This is a genomic window from Mesorhizobium sp. Mes31 (genome assembly GCF_024519675.1).
Lineage (GTDB): Bacteria > Pseudomonadota > Alphaproteobacteria > Rhizobiales > Rhizobiaceae > Mesorhizobium.
The window spans coordinates 55,446-79,846 of the sequence record NZ_JALJRL010000006.1; the positions used below are offsets into that span (position 1 = coordinate 55,446).

The 24,401-nt window shown below is 63.0% G+C and carries 27 protein-coding genes; 14 read left to right on the forward strand and 13 right to left on the reverse strand.

The window, feature by feature from the left end:
- Positions 1-19 precede the first annotated feature (19 nt).
- Positions 20-991, forward strand: coding sequence for an ABC transporter substrate-binding protein (locus tag NR193_RS12085; RefSeq protein WP_091580218.1), 972 nt, complete (start codon positions 20-22; stop codon positions 989-991).
- A gap of 49 nt (positions 992-1,040) precedes the next feature.
- On the opposite strand, the gene NR193_RS12090 is transcribed toward NR193_RS12085, so the two are convergent.
- Positions 1,041-1,499 (reverse strand): Lrp/AsnC family transcriptional regulator, encoded by a 459-nt coding sequence (locus NR193_RS12090; protein ID WP_256751313.1) that lies wholly within the window; start codon positions 1,497-1,499, stop codon positions 1,041-1,043.
- Between the two features lie 122 nt (positions 1,500-1,621).
- On the opposite strand from NR193_RS12090, the gene NR193_RS12095 reads away from it, so the two are divergent.
- Together NR193_RS12095 and NR193_RS12100 are read left to right on the forward strand one after the other, a co-directional pair.
- Entirely contained in the window at positions 1,622-2,905 is a 1,284-nt protein-coding gene (locus tag NR193_RS12095) for a cystathionine gamma-synthase family protein (RefSeq protein WP_256751066.1), read from the forward strand.
- Positions 2,906-3,122: 217 nt separating this feature from the next.
- Complete coding sequence (locus NR193_RS12100) at positions 3,123-3,563, forward strand: CHRD domain-containing protein (RefSeq protein WP_091580224.1); 441 nt, start codon at positions 3,123-3,125, stop codon at positions 3,561-3,563.
- 45 nt (positions 3,564-3,608) lie between these two features.
- Here the strand turns inward: NR193_RS12100 and NR193_RS12105 are convergent, their stop codons facing one another.
- The 3 genes from NR193_RS12105 to NR193_RS12115 all read right to left on the reverse strand — a co-directional run bounded on the left by NR193_RS12105 (position 3,609) and on the right by NR193_RS12115 (position 7,494).
- Positions 3,609-5,258, reverse strand: coding sequence for a thiamine pyrophosphate-binding protein (locus tag NR193_RS12105; protein WP_256751067.1), 1,650 nt, complete (start codon positions 5,256-5,258; stop codon positions 3,609-3,611).
- On the reverse strand, positions 5,255-6,430 hold the full coding sequence (locus NR193_RS12110; RefSeq protein ID WP_256751068.1) for a CaiB/BaiF CoA-transferase family protein: 1,176 nt from the start codon (positions 6,428-6,430) through the stop codon (positions 5,255-5,257). The genes NR193_RS12105 and NR193_RS12110 overlap by 4 nt, the downstream gene beginning before the upstream one ends.
- A gap of 131 nt (positions 6,431-6,561) precedes the next feature.
- A complete protein-coding gene (locus NR193_RS12115) occupies positions 6,562-7,494 on the reverse strand; it encodes an alpha/beta fold hydrolase (protein WP_256751069.1) in 933 nt (310 codons plus the stop codon).
- A 190-nt stretch (positions 7,495-7,684) separates the two neighbouring features.
- Between NR193_RS12115 and NR193_RS12120 the strand changes: the two genes are divergently transcribed.
- Complete coding sequence (locus NR193_RS12120; RefSeq protein ID WP_256751070.1) at positions 7,685-8,698, forward strand: ribonuclease; 1,014 nt, start codon at positions 7,685-7,687, stop codon at positions 8,696-8,698.
- 123 nt (positions 8,699-8,821) lie between these two features.
- Here NR193_RS12120 and NR193_RS12125 read toward each other — a convergent pair whose 3' ends face one another.
- Positions 8,822-10,108, reverse strand: coding sequence for a diguanylate cyclase (locus NR193_RS12125; RefSeq protein ID WP_256751314.1), 1,287 nt, complete (start codon positions 10,106-10,108; stop codon positions 8,822-8,824).
- Positions 10,109-10,363: 255 nt separating this feature from the next.
- Here NR193_RS12125 and ettA point away from each other — a divergent pair, with 255 nt between their 5' ends.
- From ettA to NR193_RS12150, 5 genes are all read left to right on the forward strand, one after another.
- Complete coding sequence (gene ettA, locus NR193_RS12130) at positions 10,364-12,013, forward strand: energy-dependent translational throttle protein EttA (RefSeq protein ID WP_256751071.1); 1,650 nt, start codon at positions 10,364-10,366, stop codon at positions 12,011-12,013.
- Positions 12,014-12,079: 66 nt separating this feature from the next.
- Complete coding sequence (gene tam / locus NR193_RS12135) at positions 12,080-12,850, forward strand: trans-aconitate 2-methyltransferase (RefSeq protein WP_256751072.1); 771 nt, start codon at positions 12,080-12,082, stop codon at positions 12,848-12,850.
- A gap of 116 nt (positions 12,851-12,966) precedes the next feature.
- Positions 12,967-13,302 (forward strand): hypothetical protein, encoded by a 336-nt coding sequence (locus NR193_RS12140; protein ID WP_256751073.1) that lies wholly within the window; start codon positions 12,967-12,969, stop codon positions 13,300-13,302.
- A 106-nt stretch (positions 13,303-13,408) separates the two neighbouring features.
- Positions 13,409-14,530: a beta-ketoacyl-ACP synthase III gene (locus NR193_RS12145; protein ID WP_256751074.1), complete on the forward strand. Its 1,122-nt coding sequence runs from the start codon at positions 13,409-13,411 to the stop codon at positions 14,528-14,530.
- Positions 14,531-14,748: 218 nt separating this feature from the next.
- Complete coding sequence (locus NR193_RS12150; RefSeq protein ID WP_256751075.1) at positions 14,749-15,165, forward strand: GFA family protein; 417 nt, start codon at positions 14,749-14,751, stop codon at positions 15,163-15,165.
- Between the two features lie 26 nt (positions 15,166-15,191).
- On the opposite strand, the gene NR193_RS12155 is transcribed toward NR193_RS12150, so the two are convergent.
- From NR193_RS12155 to NR193_RS12170, 4 genes are all read right to left on the reverse strand, one after another.
- Positions 15,192-15,758, reverse strand: coding sequence for an isoprenylcysteine carboxylmethyltransferase family protein (locus NR193_RS12155; protein WP_256751076.1), 567 nt, complete (start codon positions 15,756-15,758; stop codon positions 15,192-15,194).
- 142 nt (positions 15,759-15,900) lie between these two features.
- Positions 15,901-16,410, reverse strand: coding sequence for a hypothetical protein (locus NR193_RS12160; protein WP_256751077.1), 510 nt, complete (start codon positions 16,408-16,410; stop codon positions 15,901-15,903).
- A gap of 93 nt (positions 16,411-16,503) precedes the next feature.
- Positions 16,504-16,902 carry a VOC family protein gene (locus NR193_RS12165; RefSeq protein ID WP_091580592.1) on the reverse strand — a complete coding sequence of 133 codons (399 nt, stop codon included), beginning with the start codon at positions 16,900-16,902 and terminating at the stop codon, positions 16,504-16,506.
- A gap of 25 nt (positions 16,903-16,927) precedes the next feature.
- Positions 16,928-17,350 (reverse strand): hypothetical protein, encoded by a 423-nt coding sequence (locus tag NR193_RS12170; protein WP_256751078.1) that lies wholly within the window; start codon positions 17,348-17,350, stop codon positions 16,928-16,930.
- A gap of 132 nt (positions 17,351-17,482) precedes the next feature.
- Between NR193_RS12170 and NR193_RS12175 the strand changes: the two genes are divergently transcribed.
- Both NR193_RS12175 and NR193_RS12180 read left to right on the forward strand, forming a co-directional pair.
- Positions 17,483-18,115 (forward strand): TetR/AcrR family transcriptional regulator, encoded by a 633-nt coding sequence (locus tag NR193_RS12175; RefSeq protein ID WP_256751079.1) that lies wholly within the window; start codon positions 17,483-17,485, stop codon positions 18,113-18,115.
- Between the two features lie 4 nt (positions 18,116-18,119).
- Positions 18,120-18,737, forward strand: coding sequence for an MOSC domain-containing protein (locus NR193_RS12180; RefSeq protein WP_256751080.1), 618 nt, complete (start codon positions 18,120-18,122; stop codon positions 18,735-18,737).
- 48 nt (positions 18,738-18,785) lie between these two features.
- Here the strand turns inward: NR193_RS12180 and NR193_RS12185 are convergent, their stop codons facing one another.
- On the reverse strand, positions 18,786-19,628 hold the full coding sequence (locus NR193_RS12185) for an SDR family oxidoreductase (protein ID WP_256751081.1): 843 nt from the start codon (positions 19,626-19,628) through the stop codon (positions 18,786-18,788).
- 136 nt (positions 19,629-19,764) lie between these two features.
- Positions 19,765-20,727 carry an aminotransferase class IV gene (locus NR193_RS12190; RefSeq protein WP_256751082.1) on the reverse strand — a complete coding sequence of 321 codons (963 nt, stop codon included), beginning with the start codon at positions 20,725-20,727 and terminating at the stop codon, positions 19,765-19,767.
- Between the two features lie 156 nt (positions 20,728-20,883).
- Between NR193_RS12190 and NR193_RS12195 the strand changes: the two genes are divergently transcribed.
- Positions 20,884-21,393, forward strand: a complete 510-nt coding sequence (locus NR193_RS12195) for a hypothetical protein (RefSeq protein WP_256751083.1) — start codon at positions 20,884-20,886, stop codon at positions 21,391-21,393.
- Between the two features lie 12 nt (positions 21,394-21,405).
- On the opposite strand, the gene NR193_RS12200 is transcribed toward NR193_RS12195, so the two are convergent.
- Both NR193_RS12200 and tsaA read right to left on the reverse strand, forming a co-directional pair.
- Complete coding sequence (locus tag NR193_RS12200; protein ID WP_256751084.1) at positions 21,406-21,720, reverse strand: DUF2293 domain-containing protein; 315 nt, start codon at positions 21,718-21,720, stop codon at positions 21,406-21,408.
- Positions 21,717-22,241 carry a tRNA (N6-threonylcarbamoyladenosine(37)-N6)-methyltransferase TrmO gene (tsaA, locus tag NR193_RS12205; protein ID WP_256751085.1) on the reverse strand — a complete coding sequence of 175 codons (525 nt, stop codon included), beginning with the start codon at positions 22,239-22,241 and terminating at the stop codon, positions 21,717-21,719. The genes NR193_RS12200 and tsaA overlap by 4 nt, the downstream gene beginning before the upstream one ends.
- Before the next feature lie 178 nt (positions 22,242-22,419).
- Here tsaA and NR193_RS12210 point away from each other — a divergent pair, with 178 nt between their 5' ends.
- Positions 22,420-23,442 carry a metalloregulator ArsR/SmtB family transcription factor gene (locus tag NR193_RS12210; protein ID WP_256751086.1) on the forward strand — a complete coding sequence of 341 codons (1,023 nt, stop codon included), beginning with the start codon at positions 22,420-22,422 and terminating at the stop codon, positions 23,440-23,442.
- Entirely contained in the window at positions 23,442-24,359 is a 918-nt protein-coding gene (metF, locus tag NR193_RS12215) for a methylenetetrahydrofolate reductase [NAD(P)H] (protein ID WP_256751087.1), read from the forward strand. The genes NR193_RS12210 and metF overlap by 1 nt, the downstream gene beginning before the upstream one ends.
- Positions 24,360-24,401: the final 42 nt, after the last annotated feature.

Consider the following 24,401-nt stretch of genomic DNA (forward strand, 5'->3'; position numbering starts at 1 on the left):
AACTTCAGAGGGTAAAAACATGAAAAGACTTGTTATTCCTGTTCTGGCCGGCGCGATGTCGCTGGCCGCGTTCCAGGCGATGGCCGCGGACAAGGTGACATTGCAGCTGAAATGGGTCACGCAGGCCCAGTTTGCCGGCTACTATGTCGCCAAGGCCAAGGGTTTCTACGAGGCCGAGGGTCTCGACGTCGACATCAAGCCGGGCGGCCCCGATATCGCGCCCGAGCAGGTGATCGCCGGCGGTGGCGCCGATGTCATCGTCGACTGGATGGGCGGCGCGCTGGCCGCACGCGAAAAGGGCGTGCCGCTGGTCAACATCGCCCAGCCGTTCAAGAAGGCCGGCATGGAGCTGGTCTGCCCGAAGGACGGCCCGATCAAGACCGAAGCCGACTTCAAGGGCCACACGCTCGGTGTCTGGTTCTTTGGCAACGAGTATCCGTTCTACGCCTGGATGAACAAGCTTGGCCTCAAGACCGATGGCGGCCCGGATGGCGTCACCGTTCTCAAGCAGAGCTTCGACGTGCAGCCGCTGATCCAGAAGCAGGCGGATTGCATCTCGGTCATGACCTACAACGAGTACTGGCAGCTGATCGACGCCGGCTACAAGCCGGAACAGCTGACCGTGTTCAACTATTCGGCGATGGGCAACGACCTGCTCGAGGACGGGCTCTACGCGTCGGAAGACAAGCTCAAGGATCCGGCCTTCGAAGACAAGATGGTGCGTTTCGTGCGTGCCTCGATGAAAGGCTGGAAATACGCCATCGACAACAATGACGAGGCAGCAGGCATCGTCATGGACGGTGGCGGCCAGGACGAGAACCACCAGAAGCGCATGATGAGCGAAGTCGCCAAGCTGATCGACAATGCCGACGGCAAGCTCGATCCCGCGACCTACGAGCGCACCGCCAAGGCGCTGCTCGACCAGAAGATCATCACCAAGGAGCCGAAAGGCGCTTATACCACCGCCATCACCGACAAGGCGGTCAAGTAAGCCTAGCCGGCAACATCTCGATCATGAGAACGGCGCCTCTGGCCAAGTGTCAGAGGCGCCGTTCCTTTATTGTGTTCATGACGAAGCTGGTCTCGATCGAGGCGACGCATTTTAGCCGCGCGATCTTTTCCTTGATGAAGCGCTCGTACTGTTCGAGGCTGCCTGTCACCACCTTCAGCACATAGTCGCGCGAACCGGTGACGAGGTGGCATTCCAGCACTTCTTCCCAGCCGCGGATCGCGTCCTCGAACATGACGATCTCGTCCTCGTTCTGGCGGCCGAGCCGGATGGTGGCGATGGCGACCATGCTCCAGCCGAAGGCGGCCGGATCGACCAGCGTGGTGTAGCCCCTGATAACGCCGGTCTCCTCCAGCCGCCGCACCCGCCTCAGGCATGGCGACGGCGACAGGCCGATGCGCTCGGCAAGCTCGTTGTTGGTGATGCGGGCGTCGGCCTGCAGTTCACGCAGGATCTTGCGGTCGAAATCGTCGGCTATCTTCTGCTGCACTTTCAGTCTCTCCAGGCAATTTGTTGCGAGAATGCAGCCATGCGAGCCCAGGAATAGCAAGGACTGGCTGATCGGGATCGCATAAATTGCCATGCGACACTCCTCGAAAGGCAGGAAAAACCATGACCGCGCCACGCCCGTCGAAAACCCATATCGGCAACCACAAGCTCCATCCGGAGACGCTGATGCTGAGCTATGGCTTCGATCCGCAGCTTTCGGAGGGCGCGGTCAAGCCACCGGTGTTCCTGACCTCGACCTTCGTGTTCAAGTCGGCCGAAGAGGGACGCGACTTCTTCGACTACACGTCCGGTCGCAAGGAGCCTCCAACTGGCACGGCGTCCGGTCTCGTCTATTCGCGCTTCAACCATCCCAACAGCGAGATCGTCGAGGACCGGCTGGCGATCTATGAAGGGACGGATGCCTGCATCCTGTTTTCGTCCGGCATGTCGGCGATCGCGACGACGCTGCTCGCCTATGCCCGTCCGGGCGACGTCATCCTGCATTCGCAGCCGCTTTATGGCGGCACCGAGACGCTTTTGACGCGCACGCTTTCCGGCTTCGGCGTCGGTGCTGTCGGCTTCGCCGATGGTGTCGACGAGACGGCGGTGCGCGCGGCTGCGGACGCTGCCATCGCAAAGGGCCGAGTTTCGGTCATCCTGATCGAGACGCCGTCAAATCCGACCAACAGCCTTGTCGATATCGCGCTGATGCGGAGGATCGCCGACGAGATCGGCGCGAGCCAAGGTTCGACGCCGATCGTCGTCTGCGACAACACGCTGCTTGGCCCGGTGTTCCAGCGGCCCATCGAGCACGGCGCCGATGTTTCCGTCTATTCGCTGACCAAATATGTCGGCGGCCATTCCGACCTGATCGCGGGCGCCGCCATGGGCAGCAAGGCGGTCACCAAGCCGATCAAGGCGCTGCGCGGCGCGATCGGCACGCAGCTCGACCCGCATTCCTGCTGGATGCTCGGCCGCTCGCTGGAGACGTTGTCGATCCGCATGGAGCGGGCCAACGACAATGCGCGCCTCGTCGCCGAATTCCTGCGCGATCATGCCAAGGTCGAGAAGGTGCACTATCTGCCGTTCCTGGGCGAGGATTCACCGGCGGGTCGCGTCTACCGGATGCAATGCAGCGGCGCAGGGTCGACATTCTCTTTCGATATCAGGGGCGGGCAGAAGGCGGCTTTCGCCTTTCTCAACGGATTGCAGATCTTCAAGCTGGCGGTGAGTCTCGGCGGCACCGAATCACTGGCCAGTCACCCGGCGGCCATGACCCATTCGGGCATTCCCTTCGACGTGCGCCAGCGCATCGGCGTGCTCGAGACAACGGTCAGGCTGTCCATCGGTGTCGAGCACCCCGACGACCTGATCGCTGATCTCACGCAGGCGCTGGCGGCCGTCTGACCATTGCCTTTCGCTTATCCGGGTCACTATGCGACCGGGTAGTCACGTCGAGGCGTTGATGGATGATCTCGGGAGAGGCGGGCGACCACCTCTTTCGTTCCATTGGTCATCACATATGCGTGCGCCCACGGATACTTTTGGCCAGCCGACCGTTGTGCTGATACATCCATGCGGCCGGGGGGCCGCAAGGGTGTCACATCCAACGGAGGTCTCTAAAATGCGAATGCATTCCTTTTCGCCGATCGTTTCGGCACTTGCCGTCTCTGCTGCCATCTTCCTTGCCTCGCCGGCCCTGGCCGACATGGAAAAGTTCAAGGCGACGCTCGATGGCGCCCAGCAAAATCCGCCCGTCACCACGAAAGGCAAGGGAACTGCCACTTTCACGTTCGACACGGCCAAGAAGAAACTCAGCTGGAACGTCAAGTATTCCGGTCTAAGCGGGCCTGCGGTGGCTGGGCACATTCACGGCCCGGCGGCGGTGGGTGAGAACGCCGGACCGGTAATCCCGTTCAAGAAGCTCAAGAGCCCGATCAAGGGTTCGGCTGTCTTGACCGATGCCCAGGCGGCTGACCTGGAGGCCGGCAAATATTACGTCAACGTCCACACCGCCGCCAACAAGGACGGCGAGATCCGCGGCCAGATCGAAAAGGCGATGTAGGGAAGCCACAACGCAAGGGGCGGGCAACCGCCCCTTTTTTGTTTCTTATGCTTTGTCGCGAATCTGCGTCATCGTCCGTGTTGGCGTGATCGCCTCCGGGTCGAGCCTGATCTCGACGATCGCAGGCTTGCCGCTGGCGCGGGCACGCTCGAAGGCCGGGGCGAAGTCCGCCGTCTTCTCGACCGTTTCGCCATGGCCGCCATAGGCGCGGGCCAGGGCCGCGAAGTCGGGGTTCTTGAGATCGGTGGCGACGACGCGGCCGGGATACTCGCGTTCCTGGTGCATGCGGATGGTGCCGTAGATGCCGTTGTTGACGACCACGACGATGATCGGCAGGTCATACTGCACGGCTGTGGCGAATTCCTGCCCGTTCATCAGGAAACAGCCGTCGCCGGCGAAGGCGACCACGGTCCGGTCCGGAAACAGCCCTTTCGCGGCGACCGCGGCAGGGGTGCCATAGCCCATCGAGCCCGAGGTCGGCGCGCCCTGGGTGGCGAAGCGGCGGAAGCGATGGAAACGATGGACCCAGGTGGCGTAGTTGCCGGCGCCATTGGTGAGGATGGCGTCGTCGGGCAGCATCTTTTCCAGATAGTTCATGATCGGCCCCATCTGGACCGAACCTGGACCGCTTTCCGGCGGTGTCGACCAGTCGAGATAGGCGGCATGCAGTTTTGGCGTCTCGTCCGCCCAGACGGGTGCCGAGGCCGGCTTGCGCTTGGCGAAGGCTTCGACGAAGGCGGCGGGCGAGGCGTTGATTGCCAGTGTCGGCCGATAGACGCGGCCGAGCTCGCCAGCGTCGGCATGAATATGGACCAGCGTCTGGTCGGGGTAGGGGCTCTTCAACAGCGTGTAGTCGGAGGACGGCATCTCGCCCATGCGGCCGCCGATGAGCAGCACGAGATCGGCCTGCTTGATCGCCGTCGCCAGTTTCGGATTGATGCCGATGCCGACATCGCCGGCATAATTCGGATGCAGATGGTCGAACAGCATCTGGCGGCGGAAGGAACAGCCGACCGGCAGTGACCACGCCTCGGCGATCGTTCGCATCCGTGCCACGGCCTCGGCGTCCCAGCGCGTGCCGCCAAGGATGACGAAAGGCCGCTTGGCCTTGCCGAGCAGCTTTTCCAGCGCATCGAGTTCAGCTTCGCCCGGCCGCGTTTCGACCGGGGTGTGCGGCAAGGCAGCGGGCGCTTCGACGACACTGGTCAGCATGTCTTCAGGCAGCGAGATGACCACGGGACCAGGACGGCCCGATGTCGCCACGGCGAAGGCGCGGGTGACGAATTCAGGGATGCGCGAGGCATCGTCGATCTCGACCACCCATTTGGCGATGTCGCCGAAAAAGCGCTTGTAGTCGACCTCCTGGAAGGCCTCGCGCTCCTTGGCGTGGCTGGCAACCTGGCCGATGAACAGGATGACCGGAATTGAATCCTGCATGGCGATGTGGATGCCGGCCGAGGCGTTGGTCGCGCCGGGGCCGCGGGTGACGAAGCAGATGCCGGGCTTGCCGGTCAGGCGGCCGTGACAGTCGGCCATCATCGCCGCACCGCCTTCCTGGCGGCAGACGATGGTGCGGATCGGCGAGTCGTGCAGTGCGTCGAGCACAGCGAGGTAGGATTCTCCGGGCACGCAATAGATACGGTCGCTGCCATTGGCTTCGAGTGCGTCGACGATCAACTGTCCGCCGGTCTTCATTTCTTGGACCTCTCCAGTTCGGCTAGGATTTCTTCGGTGTGTTCGCCCAGGCGCGGCGAGGGGCGCTCATAGACCAGCGGCGTGCCCGACATGACCATCGGCGCGCGCACCGAAGGCAGGAGATTGCCGTGGCCGTCGTCGAGATCGAGCCGCATGCCGCGCGCGATCGTCTGCGGGTCGGCGAACATCTGGCCAATCGTGTTGATCGGGCTCGCCGGCACGCCTGCCGCCTCCAGTCTTGCCAGCAGAGGGTCACGATCAAAAGTCTTCAGCGCCTCGATCACGTGTTCGCGCAGCTTTACCCGGTTGGCGACCCGGGCCGGATTGGTGGCGAAATCGGGATTGGTCGGCAAATCGTCCAACCCGACGGCAGCGCAGAATTTGGCGAACTGCCCGTCATTGCCGACCGCCAGGATGATGTGACCATCCCTGACGGGCACCACCTCGTAGGGCGCGATGTTCATGTGCGCGTTGCCCATCTGGACCGGCGATTTGCCGGAGACGAGATAATTGAGGTTCTGGTTGCCGAGCGCCGAGATCTGGGTGTCGAAAAGCGCCATGTCGATGTGCTGACCCTCGCCGGTCTGTTCGGCATGACGCAATGCGGCCTGGATGGCGATGACGGAATAAAGACCGGTGAAGATGTCCGATATGGCGACGCCAGCCTTTTGCGGCTCGCGGCCGACCTCACCGGTGATCGACATCATGCCGGCCATGGCCTGGATTATGAAGTCGTAGCCGGCGCGCGGCGCGTAGGGCCCATCCTGGCCGAAGCCGGTGATCGAGCAATAAACGAGGCGCGGATTGATCTTGCGCAGGCTGTCGTAATCGAGCCCGTATTTCTTCAGGCCACCGAGCTTGAAGTTCTCGATCAGCACGTCCGACGTGGCGACCAGCCGGCGCACCGTCTCGGCGCCATCCGGTGTCGAGAAATCGATGGCGATGGAGCGCTTGCCGCGGTTGCAGGAATGGTAATAGGCGGCCGAGAGGTTCTCGCCGTCCTTGCCGATGACGAAGGGTGGACCCCATTTGCGGGTGTCGTCGCCGCCATCGGGACTTTCGACCTTGATGACGTCGGCGCCCAGATCGGCAAGCAATTGCCCGGCCCACGGCCCGGCAAGGATGCGGGCGAGTTCGACGACGCGGACGCCTTTCAGCGGGGGTTCGGCCATAAATCACCGTGGTTGCCGCAATCACCGTGATTGCTGCGAAAGCAGAGCCTCTATCAAGCCCGGCAGTGGCTGTCACGGCCCTTGCGATAGGCCAACGCACCGGTTCGAAGAAGATGCACCGCGTGACGGGGTCACGATTTCAGCACACCGTCGGCCCAGGCGGCGAAATCGGCCATGATGACGTCGCGATTCACCTCGTTCAGGCTTTCGTGGCGGGTGTCGGCGTAAACCTTTGAAACGAGATTCGAAAAGCCCATCGCGCGCATGCGTTTCGCGAGGTGGTCGACAGCCTTGCCGTAATCCGAAGCGGGGTCCTTCTCGCCGCCGACGATGCTGACAGGCAGGTTGCGCCGCATCCCGGCAAAGCCGACATCCTTGCCGCCGTTCAGCGCCATGCCGACGACGTCGCGCCACATCGATACCGAGGCATCCCAGCCGCACAGCGGGTCGGCGATGTATTTCGCCACCTCGGCCTCGTCGCGCGACAGCCAGTCGAACAAGGTGCGGTGATTGGGCACTGCCTTGCCCCAGGCCTGAAAGGTCAGCTTGGGCAGTATGCGCGACGGGACGTCGGAGCCGAGCCGGAACCGTTCCCAGGCGAGGATGCCGAGCGCTACCTGTCCGAGCAGGCCGGCCGAGAAATTTCCGTTCCAGATGGCGGCGGCGTGGACGCGGGCAGAATGGCGCAACAGGAAGTTCAGCGCCACCGACGCACCCATCGAATGGCCGAAAAGGATGACCGGCAGGTTTGGCTGTTCGCTGGCGATCAGATCATGAATGGCGTCGACATCGGCGATCACCTTGGCAGGGCCGTCCTTGTCGGCGAACCTGCCGAGCGGTGCGTCGGGCGCCCGGGTCTCGCCATGGCCACGGTGGTCATGTGCATAGACATGGAAGCCGCGTTCCCCAAGGAAATCTGCAAAGCGGGCGTAGCGCGCGGCATGTTCGGCCAGTCCGTGATTGATCTGGACGACAGCGCGTGGCCGGCCATCGGCCTGCCTGACGAAAAGATTGAGGTCGGCACCGGTCGGCGAGCGAACCACGCGCTGCTGGCTGAATGACATGCCGCTCGGTCTCCAGGTTCCGCCGACCTTCGCGGCGCAGGCATTGTTTGCGCCGGCGCCGGTTTTGCGTCAATCCGCCACGGCTGCTTTTGCGCGACGATGTTTCTTGCGTTTGACCGGCGAAATATCGCAATTCTGACACGGAGACAGCGGCAGTCTGTCGCCCACTTTCTTCAGCCGGGGATTCCATATGCGCATTGGTTTTGTTTTCGGATTGGCCATGCTGACGGCGGCGCTGGCCAGTGCTGCGCATGCCGACGTCAAGCTGAGCGGCACCTTCGTTGCCGACGCTGCCTGTCCGGCAACGCAAGCCATCAAGAACGGCAAGAATCCGGGCAATGTCTCGACCAATGCCGGGCAGGGCTATCAGCTGCTTGCCGGTAACAAGGATGCGCCGACGCACTATCTCATCCTGGTGCCGGGCGCCAATCCGGAGCGCCGCTGGGTGAAGGTCAGTTGCGGCCATGTGTCCGGCAGCAGCGCGGCGACTGTGCCGGCCGCGCCGGGCGGGCAGGGCAAGCCGGCGACATCCGCCTCGGGGAAACCCGACTATGTCTTCGCCCTGAGCTGGCAACCGGCCTTTTGCGAGACCAAGTCGAGCAAGACAGAATGCAAGGCGCAGAGCGCGAACGATTTCGACGCGACGCATTTCACCTTGCACGGCCTGTGGCCGCAACCGAGCGGCAATTTCTATTGCCAGGTGACGGCAGGCGACAAGGCCAACGACAATCCCGCCCACTGGAAGGATCTGCCGCCGGTCAATCTGGATGCCGACACTCGCTCGGAACTCGACCGGGTGATGCCGGGTACGGCTTCTCAGCTCGAGCGGCATGAATGGATCAAGCACGGCACCTGCTACGGCAAGAGCCAGCAGGAATACTTCTCCGACGCGCTCAACCTGATGCGTGCGGTGAACAGCTCGCCGGTGCGTGATCTCTTTGCCAAGAACATCGGCGGCAAGCTGACGGCGGACCAGATCCGCGGCGCCTTTGACACTGCCTTCGGCGCTGGTGCAGGCGACCGCGTGCGCGTGTCCTGCGTCATCGATCCGTCGAGCGGCCGGCGGCTGATCGGCGAACTGACGCTCGGCCTTGCCGGCCCGATCGGCCCCGACAGTTCGCTCAAGGATCTGTTGCTGGCTTCGGTGCCGACCAACAAGGCCGGTTGCCCGACAGGCACCGTCGACGCGATCGGGTTCCAGTAGGTACAGGCGCGGAGTGCAGTAAGCCGGCAGGGACTGTCGTCTCGTCCACGAGGTGCGTCGCGCATCATCCGGTGGCGTGGCGACAGGCATTCGGCGGCAGAAGAAGTCTGGCAAGAACCACGATTACAGCTGCGCGGGCTTCGTCCATGCAACGGCGGTATCGGCCTCATGGCCAACGGGTTCGCCGACGACGCGATCGCGTCCGGTGGACTTGGCCCTGTAGAGGCGCTGGTCGGCAAGCGCGAAGATATCGGCAAGGCTGCGGGTCGTTTCGCTGACGCTGGAAACGCCGGCACTGACGGTCAGCTCGAAGCGGCTGGTGGTGGCTGACGTCTTGACCGCGTTGCGGATGCTTTCGCCGAACAGCTTGGCGACCGAGTGCGGACGCGAACTGAGGATGGCGAATTCCTCGCCGCCGATCCGGAACACCTGGTCTTCGGCACCAGTCATTTCGCCGAGCAATGCAGCAATGGCTTTCAGCACCTTGTCGCCTTCGGCATGGCCGAAACGGTCGTTGATCGACTTGAAGTGGTCGACATCGATGATCAGCAGGCTGAGTGGCCTGGCCGTGCGCAGGCTGGCCTGAACCGCGGCTTCACCGTCGCTGTCGAAGCGGCCCCGGTGCAGCAGGCCGGTGAGGCCGTCACGGCCGACATGTTCGACCAGCGCTTCATAGCGCTCGCGATAGGTCAGCGTGTCGAAGATGTCGGTGAGCCCACGCGGCACCGAAATCTCCCGGGCTTCGAACCATCGGAGATAGGCCACGAGCATGCCGCTGAAGGCCAGCGCCGCCGCCATCTTGGCAAACCAGCCACCGAAAAAGACCGCGATCGGCGCGCCGGCAACGAAATGCAGCGCGGCGAAGAAGCCGGCCTGGTCGAAGGTGAGCACGCAGGCGACCGAAATCAGGATGCGCGCGAACTGTGCCTTGCGCAGGGTGCGCCCAAGCTTTTCATAGAGCAGGATGATCAGGATGGCGTCGACGAAGAGCAGCGTCGTGCCCCACACCATCAGCCAGCCCATCTCGTCGATGAAGCCGATGTCGGGAAGCCTGCCATCGGGAAGCTCGGCGATGGCGTGCATCCGCAGGAGCAGGACAAGCCCGACCATCAGCGTATTGCCGAGCAGCAGCCCATAGATCGGCTGACGGACGGTGGCGGCGTCTTCCTTCATATAGAGCAGCAAGAGCATCACCAGCTTGCCGGAAAACAGTACCGCCGAGCCGGGCGAGACCATGCCGAACGGCAAGGCGACATAGAAGACGCTGGCGAGATAGGTCTCGAGGAAGTGCATGACGCCGAGCGCGCAGACGAACACGCCGAGGCCGATACGCTTTCTGAAGCGGAAGAGCGTCACCATGACGCTGAAGTAGACGACCGCCTCGGCAAGGAGCAGGAAACTGTTCAGCAATGCCGTCGATCCGATCTCTCTCTCGAAATCGCGGCCAGTCAGCGATTCCACCCCATCCCTGTTTTGACGCGGAAGGGTTAACCGGAGCTTTCACGCGTTCGGTGACCGGTGGAAAACCGCCCGGTTCGGCGGACACTTCCTCGTGTGACCGGACCGAAGCGGCGAAAGCGATTGCCGTTCGCCGCTGCATCGCCTACATAGCGGCCAACCTCCATCCAATGTGACAATCCAGTCAGTTTTTCAGGGAAAGCGCGCGTGGCACGCCAGTTCATCTATCACATGGCCGGCCTCAACAAGGCCTATGGCACCAAGAAGGTGCTCGAGAACATCCATCTGTCCTTCTATCCAGATGCCAAGATCGGCATTCTCGGCCCCAACGGCTCGGGCAAGTCGACGATCCTCAAGATCATGGCCGGGCTCGACAAGGAGTGGAACGGCGAGGCATGGCTGGCGGAAGGCGCCACCGTCGGCTACCTGGCGCAGGAGCCGGCGCTCGACCCGAAGAAGACGGTGTTCGAGAACATCATGGAAGGCGTCGCCGCCAAGACCGCCATCATCGAGCGCTACAACGAATTGATGATGAACTATTCCGACGAGACGGCCGACGAGTCGGCCAAGCTCCAGGACGAGATGGACCGGCTGAACCTTTGGGACCTCGAACAGCAGGTCGAGATGGCGATGGAAGCACTCGGCTGCCCGCCCAAGGATGCCGACGTCACCAAGCTGTCGGGCGGCGAGCGGCGCCGCGTCGCGCTCTGCCAGCTTCTGCTGCGCCAGCCTGATCTTCTGCTGCTCGACGAACCGACCAACCATCTCGACGCCGAGACGACCGCGTGGCTGGAAAAGCATCTGCGCGCCTATCCGGGTGCTGTGATGATCATCACCCACGATCGCTACTTCCTCGACAATGTCACCGGCTGGATCCTCGAGCTCGACCGTGGTCGCGGCATTCCCTACGAGGGCAACTACACCAAATACCTCGAAGCCAAGGCCAAGCGCCTCAAGCAGGAAGGCCGCGAGGACGACGCCCGCCAGCGCGCGATCGGTCGCGAGCGCGAGTGGATCCAGTCCAGCCCCAAGGCCCGCCAGACCAAGTCCAAGGCGCGTATCCAGGCATTCCAGGATCTGCTCGATGCCGCCGACAAGCGGCGTCCAAGCGATACGCAGATCGTCATTCCGCATGGCGAGCGGCTCGGCAATGTGGTGATCGAGGCGGAAGGCCTGTCGAAGGGCTTTGGCGACACGCTGCTGATCGACAATCTGTCGTTCAAGCTGCCGCCGGGCGGCATCGTTGGCGTCATCGGCCCGAACGGCGCCGGCAAGACGACGCTGTTCCGCATGATCACCGGCCAGGAAAAGCCGGACGCTGGCACGATTCGCGTCGGTGAAACGGTCAAGCTCGGCTATGTCGACCAGAGCCGCGACCAGCTCGATCCTTCGAAGACCGTGTGGGAAGAGATTTCCGGCGGTGCAGAAGTGGTCAAGCTCGGCAAGTTCGAGGCCAACACGCGCGCCTATTGCGCGTCGTTCAACTTCCGTGGCGGCGACCAGCAGCAGAAGGTCGGCAATCTGTCCGGCGGCCAGCGTAACCGCGTGCATCTGGCCAAGATGCTGAAGACCGGCGGCAATGTGCTGCTGCTCGACGAGCCGACCAACGATCTCGACACGGAAACGCTGGCGGCACTTGAAGACGCGCTGGAAAACTTCGGTGGCTGCGCCGTCATCATCTCGCACGATCGCATGTTCCTCGACCGTCTGGCGACGCACATCCTCGCCTTCGAGGGCGACAGCCATGTCGAATGGTTCGAGGGCAATTTCGAGGACTACGAGCAGGACAAGATCCGCCGGCTCGGGCCCGATGCCGTCAACCCGCACCGCATGACCTACAAGAGGCTGACGCGGTAAGGGGATCACTCTGAGGCGGTAAGGGCATTGGGGCGGCGAATTCTCAAGGTGATATGAGGAGTTCAAATGGCTGATTGGTCCGCCGCCCAATATCTGAAGTTCGAAGACGAGCGCACGCGTCCTGCGCGTGACCTCGTCGCGCAAGTGCCGGTGGACTTTCCGCGCCGGGTCGTCGACATCGGCTGCGGGCCGGGCAACTCGACCGAACTCCTGGTCGAGCGCTGGCCGGATGCCGAGGTGAGCGGCTTCGACACCTCTCCCGACATGATCGAAAAGGCGAGGGCGCGCCTGCCTGAAGTCAGCTTCGATCTCGCCGATGCGTCCAAATGGCAGCCGGCCGAGCCGGTCAACGTGATCTTCGCCAATGCGGTCTTCCAGTGGCTGCCCGAGCACCCGGCGGTGTTCCAGCGGCTGATGGGCTTTCTGGCGCAAGGCGGCGCGCTCGCCATCCAGATGCCCGACAATATGGGCGAGGACTCCCATCGCCTGATGCGGGAGACCGCCACCGAAATGCCGTTTGCCGCAAAGATCAGGGGGGCGGCGCGCGCGCCGTTGCCGCCGGTGTCGTTCTATTATGACCTCCTGTCGCCGCTCAGCGATCGGCTGGACATATGGCACACGGTCTACAATCATCCTCTGGCCGACGCCGAGGCGATCGTCGAATGGGTGAAATCGACCGGCCTGAAGCCTTTCCTCGATCCGCTGGAAGCCGACGAGCGCAAGATGTTCCTCGACAGCTACACGGCCAAGATCGCCAAGGCCTATCCGAGGACGGCGAACGGCAAGGTGCTGCTGCGCTTCCCTCGTATCTTTATCGTCGCCAAGCGGGCCGGCTAGGAAAGAATTATCTACATCGCCAGCAGCCAATCGCCGCTGCTTGACCCGGTTTCGCCACCGTGCGCATTTCATTGCCGCGGGAATTTGGTCAAGCTTACGCGGCAGGGGGGTGGATGATGACATTGGGGAAATTGCTTTTCGCCGGCAGCGTGTGCGCGGCGACATTTCTGGCCTTGTCGGTCTCGGCCGAGGCCAAGCGGGCGCGCTGCTTCACCAGCGATGACGGTTATTTTCCGTGCAGCTATCGCGCGATCGACGGTGCCGGCAGCTTCCGCATCTCGGCGCCGGGCTATCCGACCTATGTGCTGGAGATCGACGGGCCAGGCTTCGCCTATGGCTATGTCAATCTCGGCCGCCGCAACGTGCCGCTGCCGGGACAGTTCGTGCGCAGCCGCGACGATGGCGCCTGCTGGAACAACCCGCAGACCAACACCAAGCTCTGCGCCTGGTGAAATCTGGCTTAAGCTGGCGTAAACCGCCTCAGTGAGAAAAGTGTTGCGCCGGAGCGTTACGGCGCCCACATGAAGCCGCAACGCTGCGGATGGGACAGACTGGAAAATGCATCGCGTCATCATCAGCGGCATCGGCGTTGAAATTCCTGAACCCTCGATCACCAATGAAGAACTGGTCGCCAGCTTCAATGCCTGGGTCGACATGGAGAATGCGCGCCGCCAGGGCACCGACGAGCCGCCGCTGCAGAAATCGGACAGCGATTTCATCGTCCATGCCTCGGGCGTGCGCACCCGCCATGTGATCGAGCGCGAAGGCATTCTCGATCCGACCCGCATGACGCCGCGCATTCCAGCGCGCCCGGACGATGCGTTGTCGCTCGAAGCCGAGTTCGGCATCGCCTCGGCCAGGAAAGCGCTCGACCATGCCGGGCTGCAGCCTTCCGATATCGACCTGATCATCTGCTCGGCCTCGCATCACCAGCGACCCTATCCGGCGATCGCCATCGAAATGCAGGAGGCGCTGGGCACAAAGGGCGCCGGCTTCGACATGGGGCTTGGTTGTTCGTCGGCGGCGGCGGCACTTCACATGGCGGTCAACCTGGTGCGCTCGGGCGCGCACAAGCGCATTCTGGTGACGACGCCGGAAATCATCACCGGCCATCTCAATTTCCGCGACCGGCAGACGCATTTCATCTTCGGCGATGCCTCGGTGTCGATGGTTGTCGAGGGGCTCGCCCTGGGCGAGAGGCGACCGGGGCGCTTCGAGGTGCTCGACACGCGGATCTGGACGCAGATGTCGAACAACATCCGCACCAATCTTGGCTACTACACCCGTACCGCCCAGGATGATCCCTATATGATCAACCTGGAAGGCAATCTGATAAAGCAGGTCGGCAACAAGGTGTTCAAGGAAGTCACCGTCGCCGGGCACAAATTCATTGTCGAGTTCCTCGCCGAGCACGGGCTGACGCCGCTGGCTGTCAGGCGCTTCTGGTTGCATCAGGCCAATGCCCGCATGAATGCCATGATCCTGAAGCTGTCGTTCGGCCACGAGGTCGAGCATGACCGCGCGCCGATGGTGCTGGAAAAGCTTGGCAACACGGCGGGCGCCGGCGCCATCGTCGCGCTGTCGCAGAACCATGCCGACATGAAGCCAGGCGACCACGGCCTGATCTGCGCCTTTGGCGCGGGATACTCGATAGGTGGCGCGCTTCTGAGAATGCTCTAACGTGTGCTGATATTCAGCCGGCCTGCAAATGGCGGCTTTCTGCGCTTCCGGTGTGCCAAAGTGCACGTCGTTCGGGTTCTCGAAACCCGTTAGCCCGGTCGCTTCGCGCCCGCCTTCTACTCCCCCTCAGCCTGACCTGAATCTCAACGCACCCTGGCGTTCGGGAGGGTCTCACTTTGAAATCAACGCGATCTCACTTCAAAAAGGAGGGTTTTCCAATGGCCGATGCCCGATGCAGTTGCGGGGCTCTCACCTTAACGCTTCCAGGAGCGTCGAAACTGGTTGTCGCCTGTCATTGCCTTGACTGCCAGCGCAGAACCGGCGCGCCATTTGGCGTCGGCGCCTTCTATCCGGTCGACGCCGTCGCCATTTCCGGAACGGCCAAAGAGTTCACCAGGGATGCGGCAAGCGGCGGGAAGGTCCACAGCTACTTTTGTCCAAACTGCGGCTCGACGATCTATTGGAAGGCCGACAAGCTGCCGTCGCTTATCGGCGTTGCGGTCGGTGCGCTGGCGGACCCAAAATATCCGGCCCCCATCAGGTCGGTTTTTGAGCAGTCGAAACATGACTGGGTTCAAATTGATGGTGCCGTCGAACACTTCCAGCAAAGCAGCGTGGCAAGACATTCAAACTGAGCCGGCGTTCAGCACGTCTTGTCGCGTCAGACTGGCGCGAACGGCACCAGCATCGGCACGCGCCTGGCGTAGTCGTCATAGGCGCTGCCCAGCTCGCCGCGCAGGAAGCGCTCTTCCAGTCTTGCCTTCATGACGATGCCGATGGTCAGCAGAATGGCGCCGGCAACACCCCAGACTGTGCCTTTCGCCGCCATGGTGGCGAGGATCGCCAGGAGCAGTCCGGTGTAGATCGGATGGCGGACGAGACGGTACGGGCCGGTGTCGACGACACGGTGCTCGGCCTTGGCGGTGACCGTGCCTGACCACAATCGGCCGAGATGCACGCGTGCCCACCAGCAGAAGGCGAGGCCGACGGCGATCAACGCGACGCAGATCCAGGCCTCGGCAAGAGTGGGAAACCACAGGCGGAGCCTCCCGACATAGCCGTGCGCCGGAATGAAGAGCAGGATGGTACCGAGCATCAGGACCGCCCGGTAAGGCGCCTCGGCCTGAAAGCCGGCGCGCTTCTCGACCCGGTCGGTCCAGAAGGCGGCGGCGGCCCATGTCGCGGCCCAGAGCAGCCAAAGCAGTGTGATTGCCGTCCCCGGACGCATGATGAGCTCCTCCTATCTGGGCTGCATCATCAAACCGTCGTGGCGCGGCAGCAATGCGGCGCGGTGCCGAAACAGGTCGGTTTCAGGTAAGAAGGTCGTGATCGAATCCCGATGCGTTCGCGCGGCCGGAGCATTCGCCCGCCTATCCCCAGATAAGGATCACCGGGGAGGCCAGGAACAGAATGCCGGCAAGGATCCACCGGCTGCTGCCGTAAGATTGCACCTCCGAAAGCGGCAGCCACCAGCGTACCAGCGCATAGCCGACGGCGATGGCTATGCTGTAGATCAACGCCCACAGGAATATGTGCCACCCCCCACCAAAAAGGCCGATGGCCAAGCCGAAGCCCGTCAAGGCGCCAAGAATGCCATAGCCAACGTCGAACATCAGCGTCGTGGTCATGGAGAGCGGTCGCCAGATTACGGGAAATGCGATCGCGACGGCAGCTGTCAGAAGCCAAATGCTGATGATCGCCTGAAGCGTGGCGGAACTCGCTATCGAGGCGGCAACGCCGGTAAGGTGATTGGGTGTGGAAAGGCGCACGATCTGTGCAATCCGGTCAATGAGCGCGGCCCAAATCCATAGCAGGAACGCGCAAGCCGCAAAGATCAAGAAGTTTCCGGCTGATCGTTTTACGATTTCGCTTTGTTCCATTGCCGCCTCCTGCTGTTCTGAAAGCTAGCATCGAAACCGACGCACTGGAACTTGGATGGCTGGAAGCACTCCTGATGGAAGAGCCTGGCAACATCAGCCGCCAGAACAGCTGAACATCCATTGCACGCCAAATGCGTCCACGATCATGCCGAAGCTGGTTCCCCAGTATTGCGGCGCCAACGGCACGGTGATCCGGCCACCCGCCGCCATACGATCGAAAAGAGCCTGCATGGCGGCGAGGTCGTCGAAGTCCAGCATCAATGCCGAGCCTTTCATCGGCTCCGCGTCATCATTGTCGGAAGCATGAAACAGCACCCCAGGACCTTCGAACCGGGCATGCAAGACCTTTCCACGCATGGCTTCGGTCCGCACCGGCATGTTGTCGTCGCCCCAGCGCAGCAGGATCGTTCCTCGGCCAAGGCCGCACTGTTCATAAAAGGCCAGAGCGGGTTCGCAATTGGTGGTGAAGAACAGCGAAGGGGAGAGCCGCATCGGTTCGCTTCCGTTCATCGCCAGATCAGTGCGCGGCTGCCGTGGCGGCAGAGATTAGCGCGTCACCCGTATATTGCCTGTTGCCGATACCCCAGCCGCCGTCGGGCGCGTTGACGATGTTGATCCAGGTGTTTTCAGGCCGGTGGCCGGGCACACAGAGCTCAGCGACAATACCGGAGGCCGCGGTGATGAAGTCGTTGCGGGCGTCGATCGAGCCAAGGCCGATGTTGGGCAATTTCAGTTCCACCATGACCACCGGCCGATTGGCGCCGCCGGCATAGATGTGGTGCGGCGGCAGGACCTGGACCGTGCCGCCGACGATCGCGGTGAAGAACGAATTGCCGGTGGCGCCAGAGGCTTCGATGAGGGCGGCGCTAAGACGCGGCAGGATTTCGCGCTCTCCCGCCGGGGTCAGGACGCCTTCTGGCGCGGTCACGGTGATTGGCATTTGGCTCTCCTTTGCCTTTGGTTGCATGGCCTTGCTGGCAGGGTTTCATTCTGCTTGCCATGTTTCGTATCAATTGTTACGTTATACGGGGAAGGCGAGTCAACAGGTTTCGTATCGATCGCTATGGATAAAATGGAAAGGCCTAGGGGTGGCCGGCCGCGCGCCTTCGACCCCGACCGGGCGCTGGATGCGGCGATGCATCTGTTCTGGGAGCACGGCTATGAGGCAACGTCGCTGGCCATGCTGCGCGAGGCGATGGGGCTGACGCCGCCGCAGATATACAACGCCTTCACCGACAAGGAGACTTTGTTCCGCAAGGCGCTGACGCGCTACCACCAGACCGAGATAGGGTTTGCGCTCGAGGCATTGAGCGCGCCGGTGCCGACGCGGGAGGCGATCCGGCGGTTGCTGCTCGGCGCGGCGGAGGCCTATTCCCGGCCCGACAAACCTGGCGGATGCCTGTTCGTCAGCGCTGCGCTGGCAACATCGCCACAGGCGCAGGCCATTGCGGATGAGCTCAAGGCCTATCGCAAGGCGAGTGAGGCGGCGATCGCGAACCGGCTGGCCAAGGGCAAGGCAGTAGGCGACCTGCCGGAAAACCTCTCGGTCGAGGGCTTCGCCAAATACCTGGCAGGTGTCATGAACGGCATGTCGATCCAGGCGAGGGACGGCGCTTCAGTCGAAGAGTTGCGCGTTTTGGCCCAAACTGCCCTTGCGGCCTTGCCGGCCGAAGGGCAAAACCAAGCGGCATCATCCAAGGAATGAAGCCATGCTGGATCTCTTCCCCGAGGCTGAAAAGCCGGTCGAAATCATCCCGGCGCGAAAGCTTGCCGCCAAGGCGGCAGCGCTTTACCTTGCGCCATCGGATCATTTCGAGACACGCCCGGTGGATGAATTGCGCCTGGGCTTCGACGGCATATCAGGCGATTTCCATGCCGGATCGACGCGGCGTTCGGGCGGGCGCGAGCCATGGTATCCGCGCGGCACCGAAATGCGCAACGAACGGCAGTTGTCTGTCGTGGCGGCGGATGAACTGGCCATCGTCGCCGATCGGATGAGTCTCGCCGAAATCAAGCCGGAGTGGATCGGCGCCAATCTGGTGATCGAAGGCGTGCCGCATTTGTCCATGCTGCCGGCCGGCACGCTGCTGTTCTTCAAGGGCGGCGTGACCATCAAGGTTGACGCGCAGAACGGACCTTGCCGCCTCTCCGGCCGGTCGATCGCCGAAAACGCCGGCATGGCCGACGTTGAAGCCGGCGCGCTGCTGTTCCCGAAGGCCGCCAAGCGGCTTCGCGGCCTCGTCGCCTGGGTCGAGAAACCCGGAGCGATCAGGACCGGCGAGGAGATATCCGTGCGCGTGCCGGAGCAGTGGATCTACCCGGCTTAGCAGGGCGTGGCTACGCCGCCGGGGCGGCGTAGCTGGATTTTGCACCGTCTAGGCTGCTTTGCGGTTCTTCTTGGCGCCTTGCGCCATGATGGAAACGTGATCCCACTTTTCCCAGGTGGCGAGACGGTTGGCGTATTCCTGTTTGATCATCGGCAGGCCGCCATCGCCGAAGAAGACTCTGAGCGGCGGCTCGGCCGCATCGACAATGGCCAGCATCGCCGGGCCGGTGGCCTCGGGATCGCCGGCGACCGAATTGGCGCGGCGCTCGGCCATCTTGGCGCGCGCGGGAGCGTAGGCTTCGATCGGTTGGGAGACCTTGGCCGACGGGCCGGCCCAGTCGGTGGAGAAGCCGCCCGGCTCGACCAGCGTGACATGGATGCCGAATTCCGCGACCTCGATGCCAAGCGACTGGCTGAAGGCTTCGAGCGCCCATTTCGAGGCGTGGTATAGGCCGAGCGAGGCAAAGGCATTGACGCCGCCGATCGACGAGATCTGGATGATGTGGCCGGAACCCTGCGCCCGCATGATCGGCAGAGCGGCCTGGGTCACCCACAGCGCACCGAACACATTGGTTTCGATCTGGTCGCGGGCCTCCTGTTCGCTGACTTCCTCGATGGCGCCGAAATGCCCATAGCCGGCATTATTGATGACGACGTCGAGCCGGCCAAAGCGCTTGTGCGCTTCGGCGACAGCGGCATCCACTGCTTTCTTGTCGGTGACGTCGAGCTTTATGGCGGCGATGTTGTCGCCATATTTTGCTACGAGATCGGCGAGCCTGCCGGCATCGCGGGCGGTTGCGGCGACGCGGTCGCCGCGCGCCAGTGCGGCCTCGGCCCAGACGCGGCCAAAACCCTTCGACGATCCGGTGATGAACCAAACCTTGTTTGTCATGATGGGAATCCTTGCCCCTGCGGGCGCGATTTTTTTCTGATGAAAGCGGAGGCTTCTCCGCTTTCGGCCATATATGGCCTATCCCGGGATTTTCCAGAGGTGAGGGGAAATCTTTTTGAACAGCCGCCCCGTTTGATCAGGGATAGCGCACCGCGCTCGACCATGCCGGATCGTCATGCTTCTCCCAGTAACGCGCCATCAGCCGGCTGGTGATCGCGCCGACCTTGCCGTCCGCCACCGGGGCGCCGTCGATCCGCGTCACCGGCATGATGCCACCGGCGGTCGAGGTGATGAAGACTTCGTCGGCCGCCGCGAGCGCGGCGACGCTGACATCGGCGGCCGCAGCGGCAAGTCCGGCTTCGGCGCAGAGATCGAAAACGGTGCGGCGGGTGATGCCGGGCAGCACGCCGATGGCCGGCGTCGACAGCCTGCCGTCCTTGACGCAGAAGACGTTGAAGCCCGGCCCTTCGGCGACATTGCCGTTGAAATCGAGGATGAGCGCGGTCTCGGCGCCACGGTCATAGGCATCATAGAGGCCGCGTACCAGGTCGAGCCAGTGGTAGTTCTTGATCGCCGGGTCGATCGAGGCCGGCGGAATGCGCACCTTGTCGCTGACCGCGACATGCAGGCCACGCCGCAATTGCTCGGCATTGGCGACCGAGCCGAACGGCACGGCGAAGGCCATGAAGCGGTTGACCGCGTGGCGTGGGTCACGGCTGAAGGTCGGCGAGGCGCCGCGCGTGCACAGCATTTCGACATAGGCTGCGCGATGACCCGAAAGTGCTACGCAATTGTGCAGGATCTCAGTCACGCCTTCGCGGTCGAAGGGGATCGTCATCCGCAGCTTTTCCAGCCCGCCGAAGAAGCGGTCGAGATGCAGGTCGAGGCGGAAGAAGCGGCCGTTCCAGACATGCACCGTGTCGTAGGTGGCGTCGGAATGCAGGAAGCCCCAATCCAGCACCGACAGTTTGGCTTGCGACATCGGCAGGTATTGGCCGTCGAGGAAGGCGATGCCGTCGGGATAGGAATGCGGGTCGATATGGCGATCGCTCACCGCAGGCCGCGGCTTTGAAGCCTGTGTTGCCGTCGTCCGGTCCATCGGGGCCTCCTCGCGGGTAGGGCGGGTCATCAGCCTACTGGCCCCGGACAGAAGGCATAGAGCCAGCCGCCCGGCGCTGTTCGTCCTCCTCGATCCGATCGATACACCGGATTGGAATTGCCTTATAATCCAAACGCTCAGGACGGGAGGGGATATATGGGCAGGCTTGGGACGGTCATCGCGACCATGATGATTTTCGCCGCCGCGCGCGAGGCCAGCGCGCAGTGCGTGAAACAAGGCGGCGAACTCTGCCAGAACGGCCAGACCTATCGCTGCGAGAAGACCGGCAGCGAACTGACGCCGATCTTCCAGAACGTCCCTTGCACGGTGAATGTGCCGGCGCAGACGCTTACCGGCACCTGGGTCGGCAACGGTCACCAGAGTCCGGCCGGCGACGCCGGCGCCGACTGGTCGATCGCCATGACGATCAATGAGGACGGCGCGTCGATCGACTATCCATCGCTCGGCTGCGGCGGATCGCTGTCGCAAACGTCCAGGGACGACACATCGGCGCAATATCATGAGAGCATCACTTACGGCCAGGACAAGTGCATCGACGGCGGCGACATCACCGTCAGGTTTTTCAAGGGGAACCTGTCCTGGACGTGGGTCGGCCAGGCGGACGGCCAGCCCTACAATGCGGTCGCCGTCCTGACGCGGCAATAGGCGGACTCTGCCTTATTCATCCTCGTCATCGGCGTCGAGCAGCCGTGTCGCGCGCCAGCGGGTGAGCACGATGTTGGTCTGCTCGATGACGAAGAAACGCGCCGAGTCGCGGTCATAGCCCTCGCTCAGCAGCCTCTCGTAATCGGTGTGCATGTGGCGGATATGGGCAATGGTTGCGAGCCACACGGCGATGGTCGGCGGCAAGGTCTTCATATGAACCGCGCCGGCGTCGGTACGGATCTTCTCCATGTCGGCATAGGGCGCGAGCGGCAGAAGCGCGGTCAGCGCCTTGGCGATGGCGCGACGTCGGCCAGTCGGCGCTTTCATCGCTCGTCGCGCCCTTCCATGGTCGCCTCTGCTATGGCGTCGGTCGAAGCGAAATAAGGCTTGATGTCGATGACCGGCGTGCCGTCCAGCACGTCGATGGCGTCAAGGTCGATGCGCCCGGTGGCGATGTCGAGCCCGACGAGCCTGGCCACATGCAGGCCGACCGGGTTCGGCCGGGCAGGGGAGCGCAGGCCGAATACGCCTTTCGCTTCAGCCGCATGGCGGGGTTTCTGCACAATCAGATTCCGCGGCGCGTGGTGTAGCCAGGACAGGATGATGACGTGGCTGGCGCGCTCCAGGCCCCGCAGGCCTTCACGGTAAGGCGCGTCGATGGTCAGCACCGCCGGCCGCCCGGTCTCGCGCGCGGAGCGCATGTTCTTCGGGCAGGTCTCGCGCGTCGTCCATGGCGAGGCGATGCGGCCGATGAAGACGATCCCGCCATCCGGCGGCATCGTTGCCGGGTCGGTTTCCAGTCTCTGCTCGCCTTCGCGCGCCTCGAACATTTCACGCGGTGCGGTCATTCTGCCCATCTTCCTGTTGGTGCATGTCCTTGTCCCAAGATCGCTACACAGTTTTGGGAGACATGGAGCGGGAAATCACGCATGCGGCATTTTCTTGTCCGGAAGCGACATAGCGCTTGCAAGGTTTGGAAAATCGACATAAACATATGTTTATATCTTTTTCAAAGAGAATACGCTGATGCATGTTTCGCTCGACACCATGGTGGACACACTAAAGGCGGCGGCCGAATCCAGCCGGCTGCGCATATTGGCACTGTTGTCGCGCGGTGACCTCACCGTTTCCGATCTTACCGAAATTCTCGGCCAGTCGCAGCCGCGCGTTTCGCGGCATCTCAAGCTGCTTCTGGAGGCCGGGCTGATCGGCCGCTACCAGGAAGGGTCGTGGGCGTTCTTCCGCCTGTCGGACACCGATTCCGCGCGCGACTTCGTGATGGGGCTGGTTTCCGGCATTCGAGGTGCCGACCCGCAGGTCGAGCGCGACCTCGAGCGGCTGGCCTCGGTCAAGCGCAAGCGTCAGGACCGCGCCACCGAATATTTTTCCGTGAACGCGGCGAGCTGGGACCATATCCGATCGCTGCATGTGCCGGACCGCGCCGTCGAAGCCGCGATGCTGAAACTGGTCGGCAAGCGGCCGTTCCAGTCGATGCTCGACCTCGGCACCGGCACCGGGCGACTGCTCGAGATCTTCGCGCCGCTCTACAGGCGCGGTGTCGGCATCGACATGTCGCGCGAGATGCTGACCGTGGCGCGCGCCAATCTCGACAAGGCAGGCGTTTCAAATGCGCAGGTGCGGCAGGGCGACATCTTCGCGCCGCCGGTCGAGCGCGATGCCTTCGATCTCGTCACCATCCACCAGGTGCTGCACTATCTCGACGACCCCGCCCGCGCCATCCACGAGGCCGCGCGGCTTTTGCGCCCGGCCGGGCGGCTGGTCATCGTCGATTTCGCGCCGCATGCGCTGGAGTTCCTGCGTGACGAACACGCGCATATGCGGCTCGGCTTTTCGGACCGGCAGATCAAGGAGTGGTTTTCCGAAGCCGGCCTCGATCTCGAGGATGCCCAAGAGTTCGAACCGCGCGGCGGCAATGAGGCCAAGCTCACCGTCAAGCTGTGGCTTGGCCGCGACCGGCGCCTGCTGATCGCCGACCCTTCCAATGAAAGCCGCCAGGCCAAAGTTAGCTCGATAGGGGAAATCGCCTGATGAACCAGTTCCGTTTTTCCCGCCGCCCGGACATTGGCGACAAGGTCAGCGTTTCCTTTGAATTCTTCCCTCCGAAGACCGACGAGATGGAAGCCAGGCTGTGGGACACGGTCACCCGGCTGGAGCCGCTGAAGCCGAAATTCGTCTCGGTGACCTATGGCGCCGGCGGCTCGACGCGTGAGCGCACCGCACGCACCATCGGCCGCATCCTGAAAGAGACCAGCCTGACCCCGGCGGCGCACATGACCTGTGTGGACGCCGCCCGCCATGAGGTCGACGCGGTGATCCAGGAATTCGCCGACATGGGCGTCAAGCGCTTCGTCGCCTTGCGGGGCGATCCGGCCGCCGGCGTCGGAACCGCCTATCGTCCGCATCCCGACGGCTACGCCAACGGCGCCGAACTGGTGGGGGCGCTGAAGGATGCCGGCGATTTCGACATCTCGGTTTCGGCCTATCCGGAGAAGCACCCGGAAAGCCCGGACTTCGCCACCGACATCGACATGCTGAAGCGCAAGGTCGACAATGGCGCGACGCGGGCGATCACCCAGTTCTTCTTCGACAATGATCTCTACGAGCGCTATGTCGAGCGGGCGCGCCGCGCCGGCATCTACATCCCGATCGTGCCGGGCATCCTGCCGGTGCACAATTTCACCCAGGTCGCCAATTTCTCGGCGCGCTGCGGTGCGCTGGTGCCGGCTTGGCTGGCCGAGCGCTTCGACGGTTTGCAGAACGATCCGCAAACGCATGCGCTGGTGGCTTCGGCGGTGGCGGCCGAACAGGTGCTGGACCTGGTCGAGCGCGGGGTGGGCGACTTCCACTTCTACACCATGAACCGGGCTGACCTTGTCTTCGCGATCTGCCACATGATCGGCATCCGCTCGCATGACGTGGAGGTTGCCGGGTCAGCCGCGGCATGAACAGGCTGAAAAAGCAAAAGGCCGGGTAAAAACCCGGCCTTT

Excerpts from the sequence above, each read along its gene's own strand:
- NR193_RS12145 (WP_256751074.1), top strand. The coding sequence starts at position 13,409 with ATGCATCGCGTCATCATCAGCGGCATCGGCGTTGAAATTCCTGAACCC.
- NR193_RS12195 (WP_256751083.1), top strand. The coding sequence starts at position 20,884 with ATGGGCAGGCTTGGGACGGTCATCGCGACCATGATGATTTTCGCCGCC.
- NR193_RS12105 (WP_256751067.1), bottom strand. The coding sequence starts at position 5,258 with ATGAAGACCGGCGGACAGTTGATCGTCGACGCACTCGAAGCCAATGGC.
- NR193_RS12110 (WP_256751068.1), bottom strand. The coding sequence starts at position 6,430 with ATGGCCGAACCCCCGCTGAAAGGCGTCCGCGTCGTCGAACTCGCCCGC.
- NR193_RS12200 (WP_256751084.1), bottom strand. The coding sequence starts at position 21,720 with ATGAAAGCGCCGACTGGCCGACGTCGCGCCATCGCCAAGGCGCTGACC.
- NR193_RS12175 (WP_256751079.1), top strand. The coding sequence starts at position 17,483 with ATGGAAAGGCCTAGGGGTGGCCGGCCGCGCGCCTTCGACCCCGACCGG.
- NR193_RS12140 (WP_256751073.1), top strand. The coding sequence starts at position 12,967 with ATGACATTGGGGAAATTGCTTTTCGCCGGCAGCGTGTGCGCGGCGACA.
- NR193_RS12150 (WP_256751075.1), top strand. The coding sequence starts at position 14,749 with ATGGCCGATGCCCGATGCAGTTGCGGGGCTCTCACCTTAACGCTTCCA.
- NR193_RS12210 (WP_256751086.1), top strand. The coding sequence starts at position 22,420 with ATGCATGTTTCGCTCGACACCATGGTGGACACACTAAAGGCGGCGGCC.
- NR193_RS12170 (WP_256751078.1), bottom strand. The coding sequence starts at position 17,350 with ATGCCAATCACCGTGACCGCGCCAGAAGGCGTCCTGACCCCGGCGGGA.
- NR193_RS12190 (WP_256751082.1), bottom strand. The coding sequence starts at position 20,727 with ATGGACCGGACGACGGCAACACAGGCTTCAAAGCCGCGGCCTGCGGTG.
- NR193_RS12165 (WP_091580592.1), bottom strand. The coding sequence starts at position 16,902 with ATGCGGCTCTCCCCTTCGCTGTTCTTCACCACCAATTGCGAACCCGCT.
- NR193_RS12095 (WP_256751066.1), top strand. The coding sequence starts at position 1,622 with ATGACCGCGCCACGCCCGTCGAAAACCCATATCGGCAACCACAAGCTC.
- NR193_RS12180 (WP_256751080.1), top strand. The coding sequence starts at position 18,120 with ATGCTGGATCTCTTCCCCGAGGCTGAAAAGCCGGTCGAAATCATCCCG.
- NR193_RS12100 (WP_091580224.1), top strand. The coding sequence starts at position 3,123 with ATGCGAATGCATTCCTTTTCGCCGATCGTTTCGGCACTTGCCGTCTCT.
- NR193_RS12085 (WP_091580218.1), top strand. The coding sequence starts at position 20 with ATGAAAAGACTTGTTATTCCTGTTCTGGCCGGCGCGATGTCGCTGGCC.
- NR193_RS12155 (WP_256751076.1), bottom strand. The coding sequence starts at position 15,758 with ATGCGTCCGGGGACGGCAATCACACTGCTTTGGCTGCTCTGGGCCGCG.
- tsaA (WP_256751085.1), bottom strand. The coding sequence starts at position 22,241 with ATGACCGCACCGCGTGAAATGTTCGAGGCGCGCGAAGGCGAGCAGAGA.
- tam (WP_256751072.1), top strand. The coding sequence starts at position 12,080 with ATGGCTGATTGGTCCGCCGCCCAATATCTGAAGTTCGAAGACGAGCGC.
- NR193_RS12115 (WP_256751069.1), bottom strand. The coding sequence starts at position 7,494 with ATGTCATTCAGCCAGCAGCGCGTGGTTCGCTCGCCGACCGGTGCCGAC.
- NR193_RS12120 (WP_256751070.1), top strand. The coding sequence starts at position 7,685 with ATGCGCATTGGTTTTGTTTTCGGATTGGCCATGCTGACGGCGGCGCTG.
- metF (WP_256751087.1), top strand. The coding sequence starts at position 23,442 with ATGAACCAGTTCCGTTTTTCCCGCCGCCCGGACATTGGCGACAAGGTC.
- NR193_RS12160 (WP_256751077.1), bottom strand. The coding sequence starts at position 16,410 with ATGGAACAAAGCGAAATCGTAAAACGATCAGCCGGAAACTTCTTGATC.
- NR193_RS12185 (WP_256751081.1), bottom strand. The coding sequence starts at position 19,628 with ATGACAAACAAGGTTTGGTTCATCACCGGATCGTCGAAGGGTTTTGGC.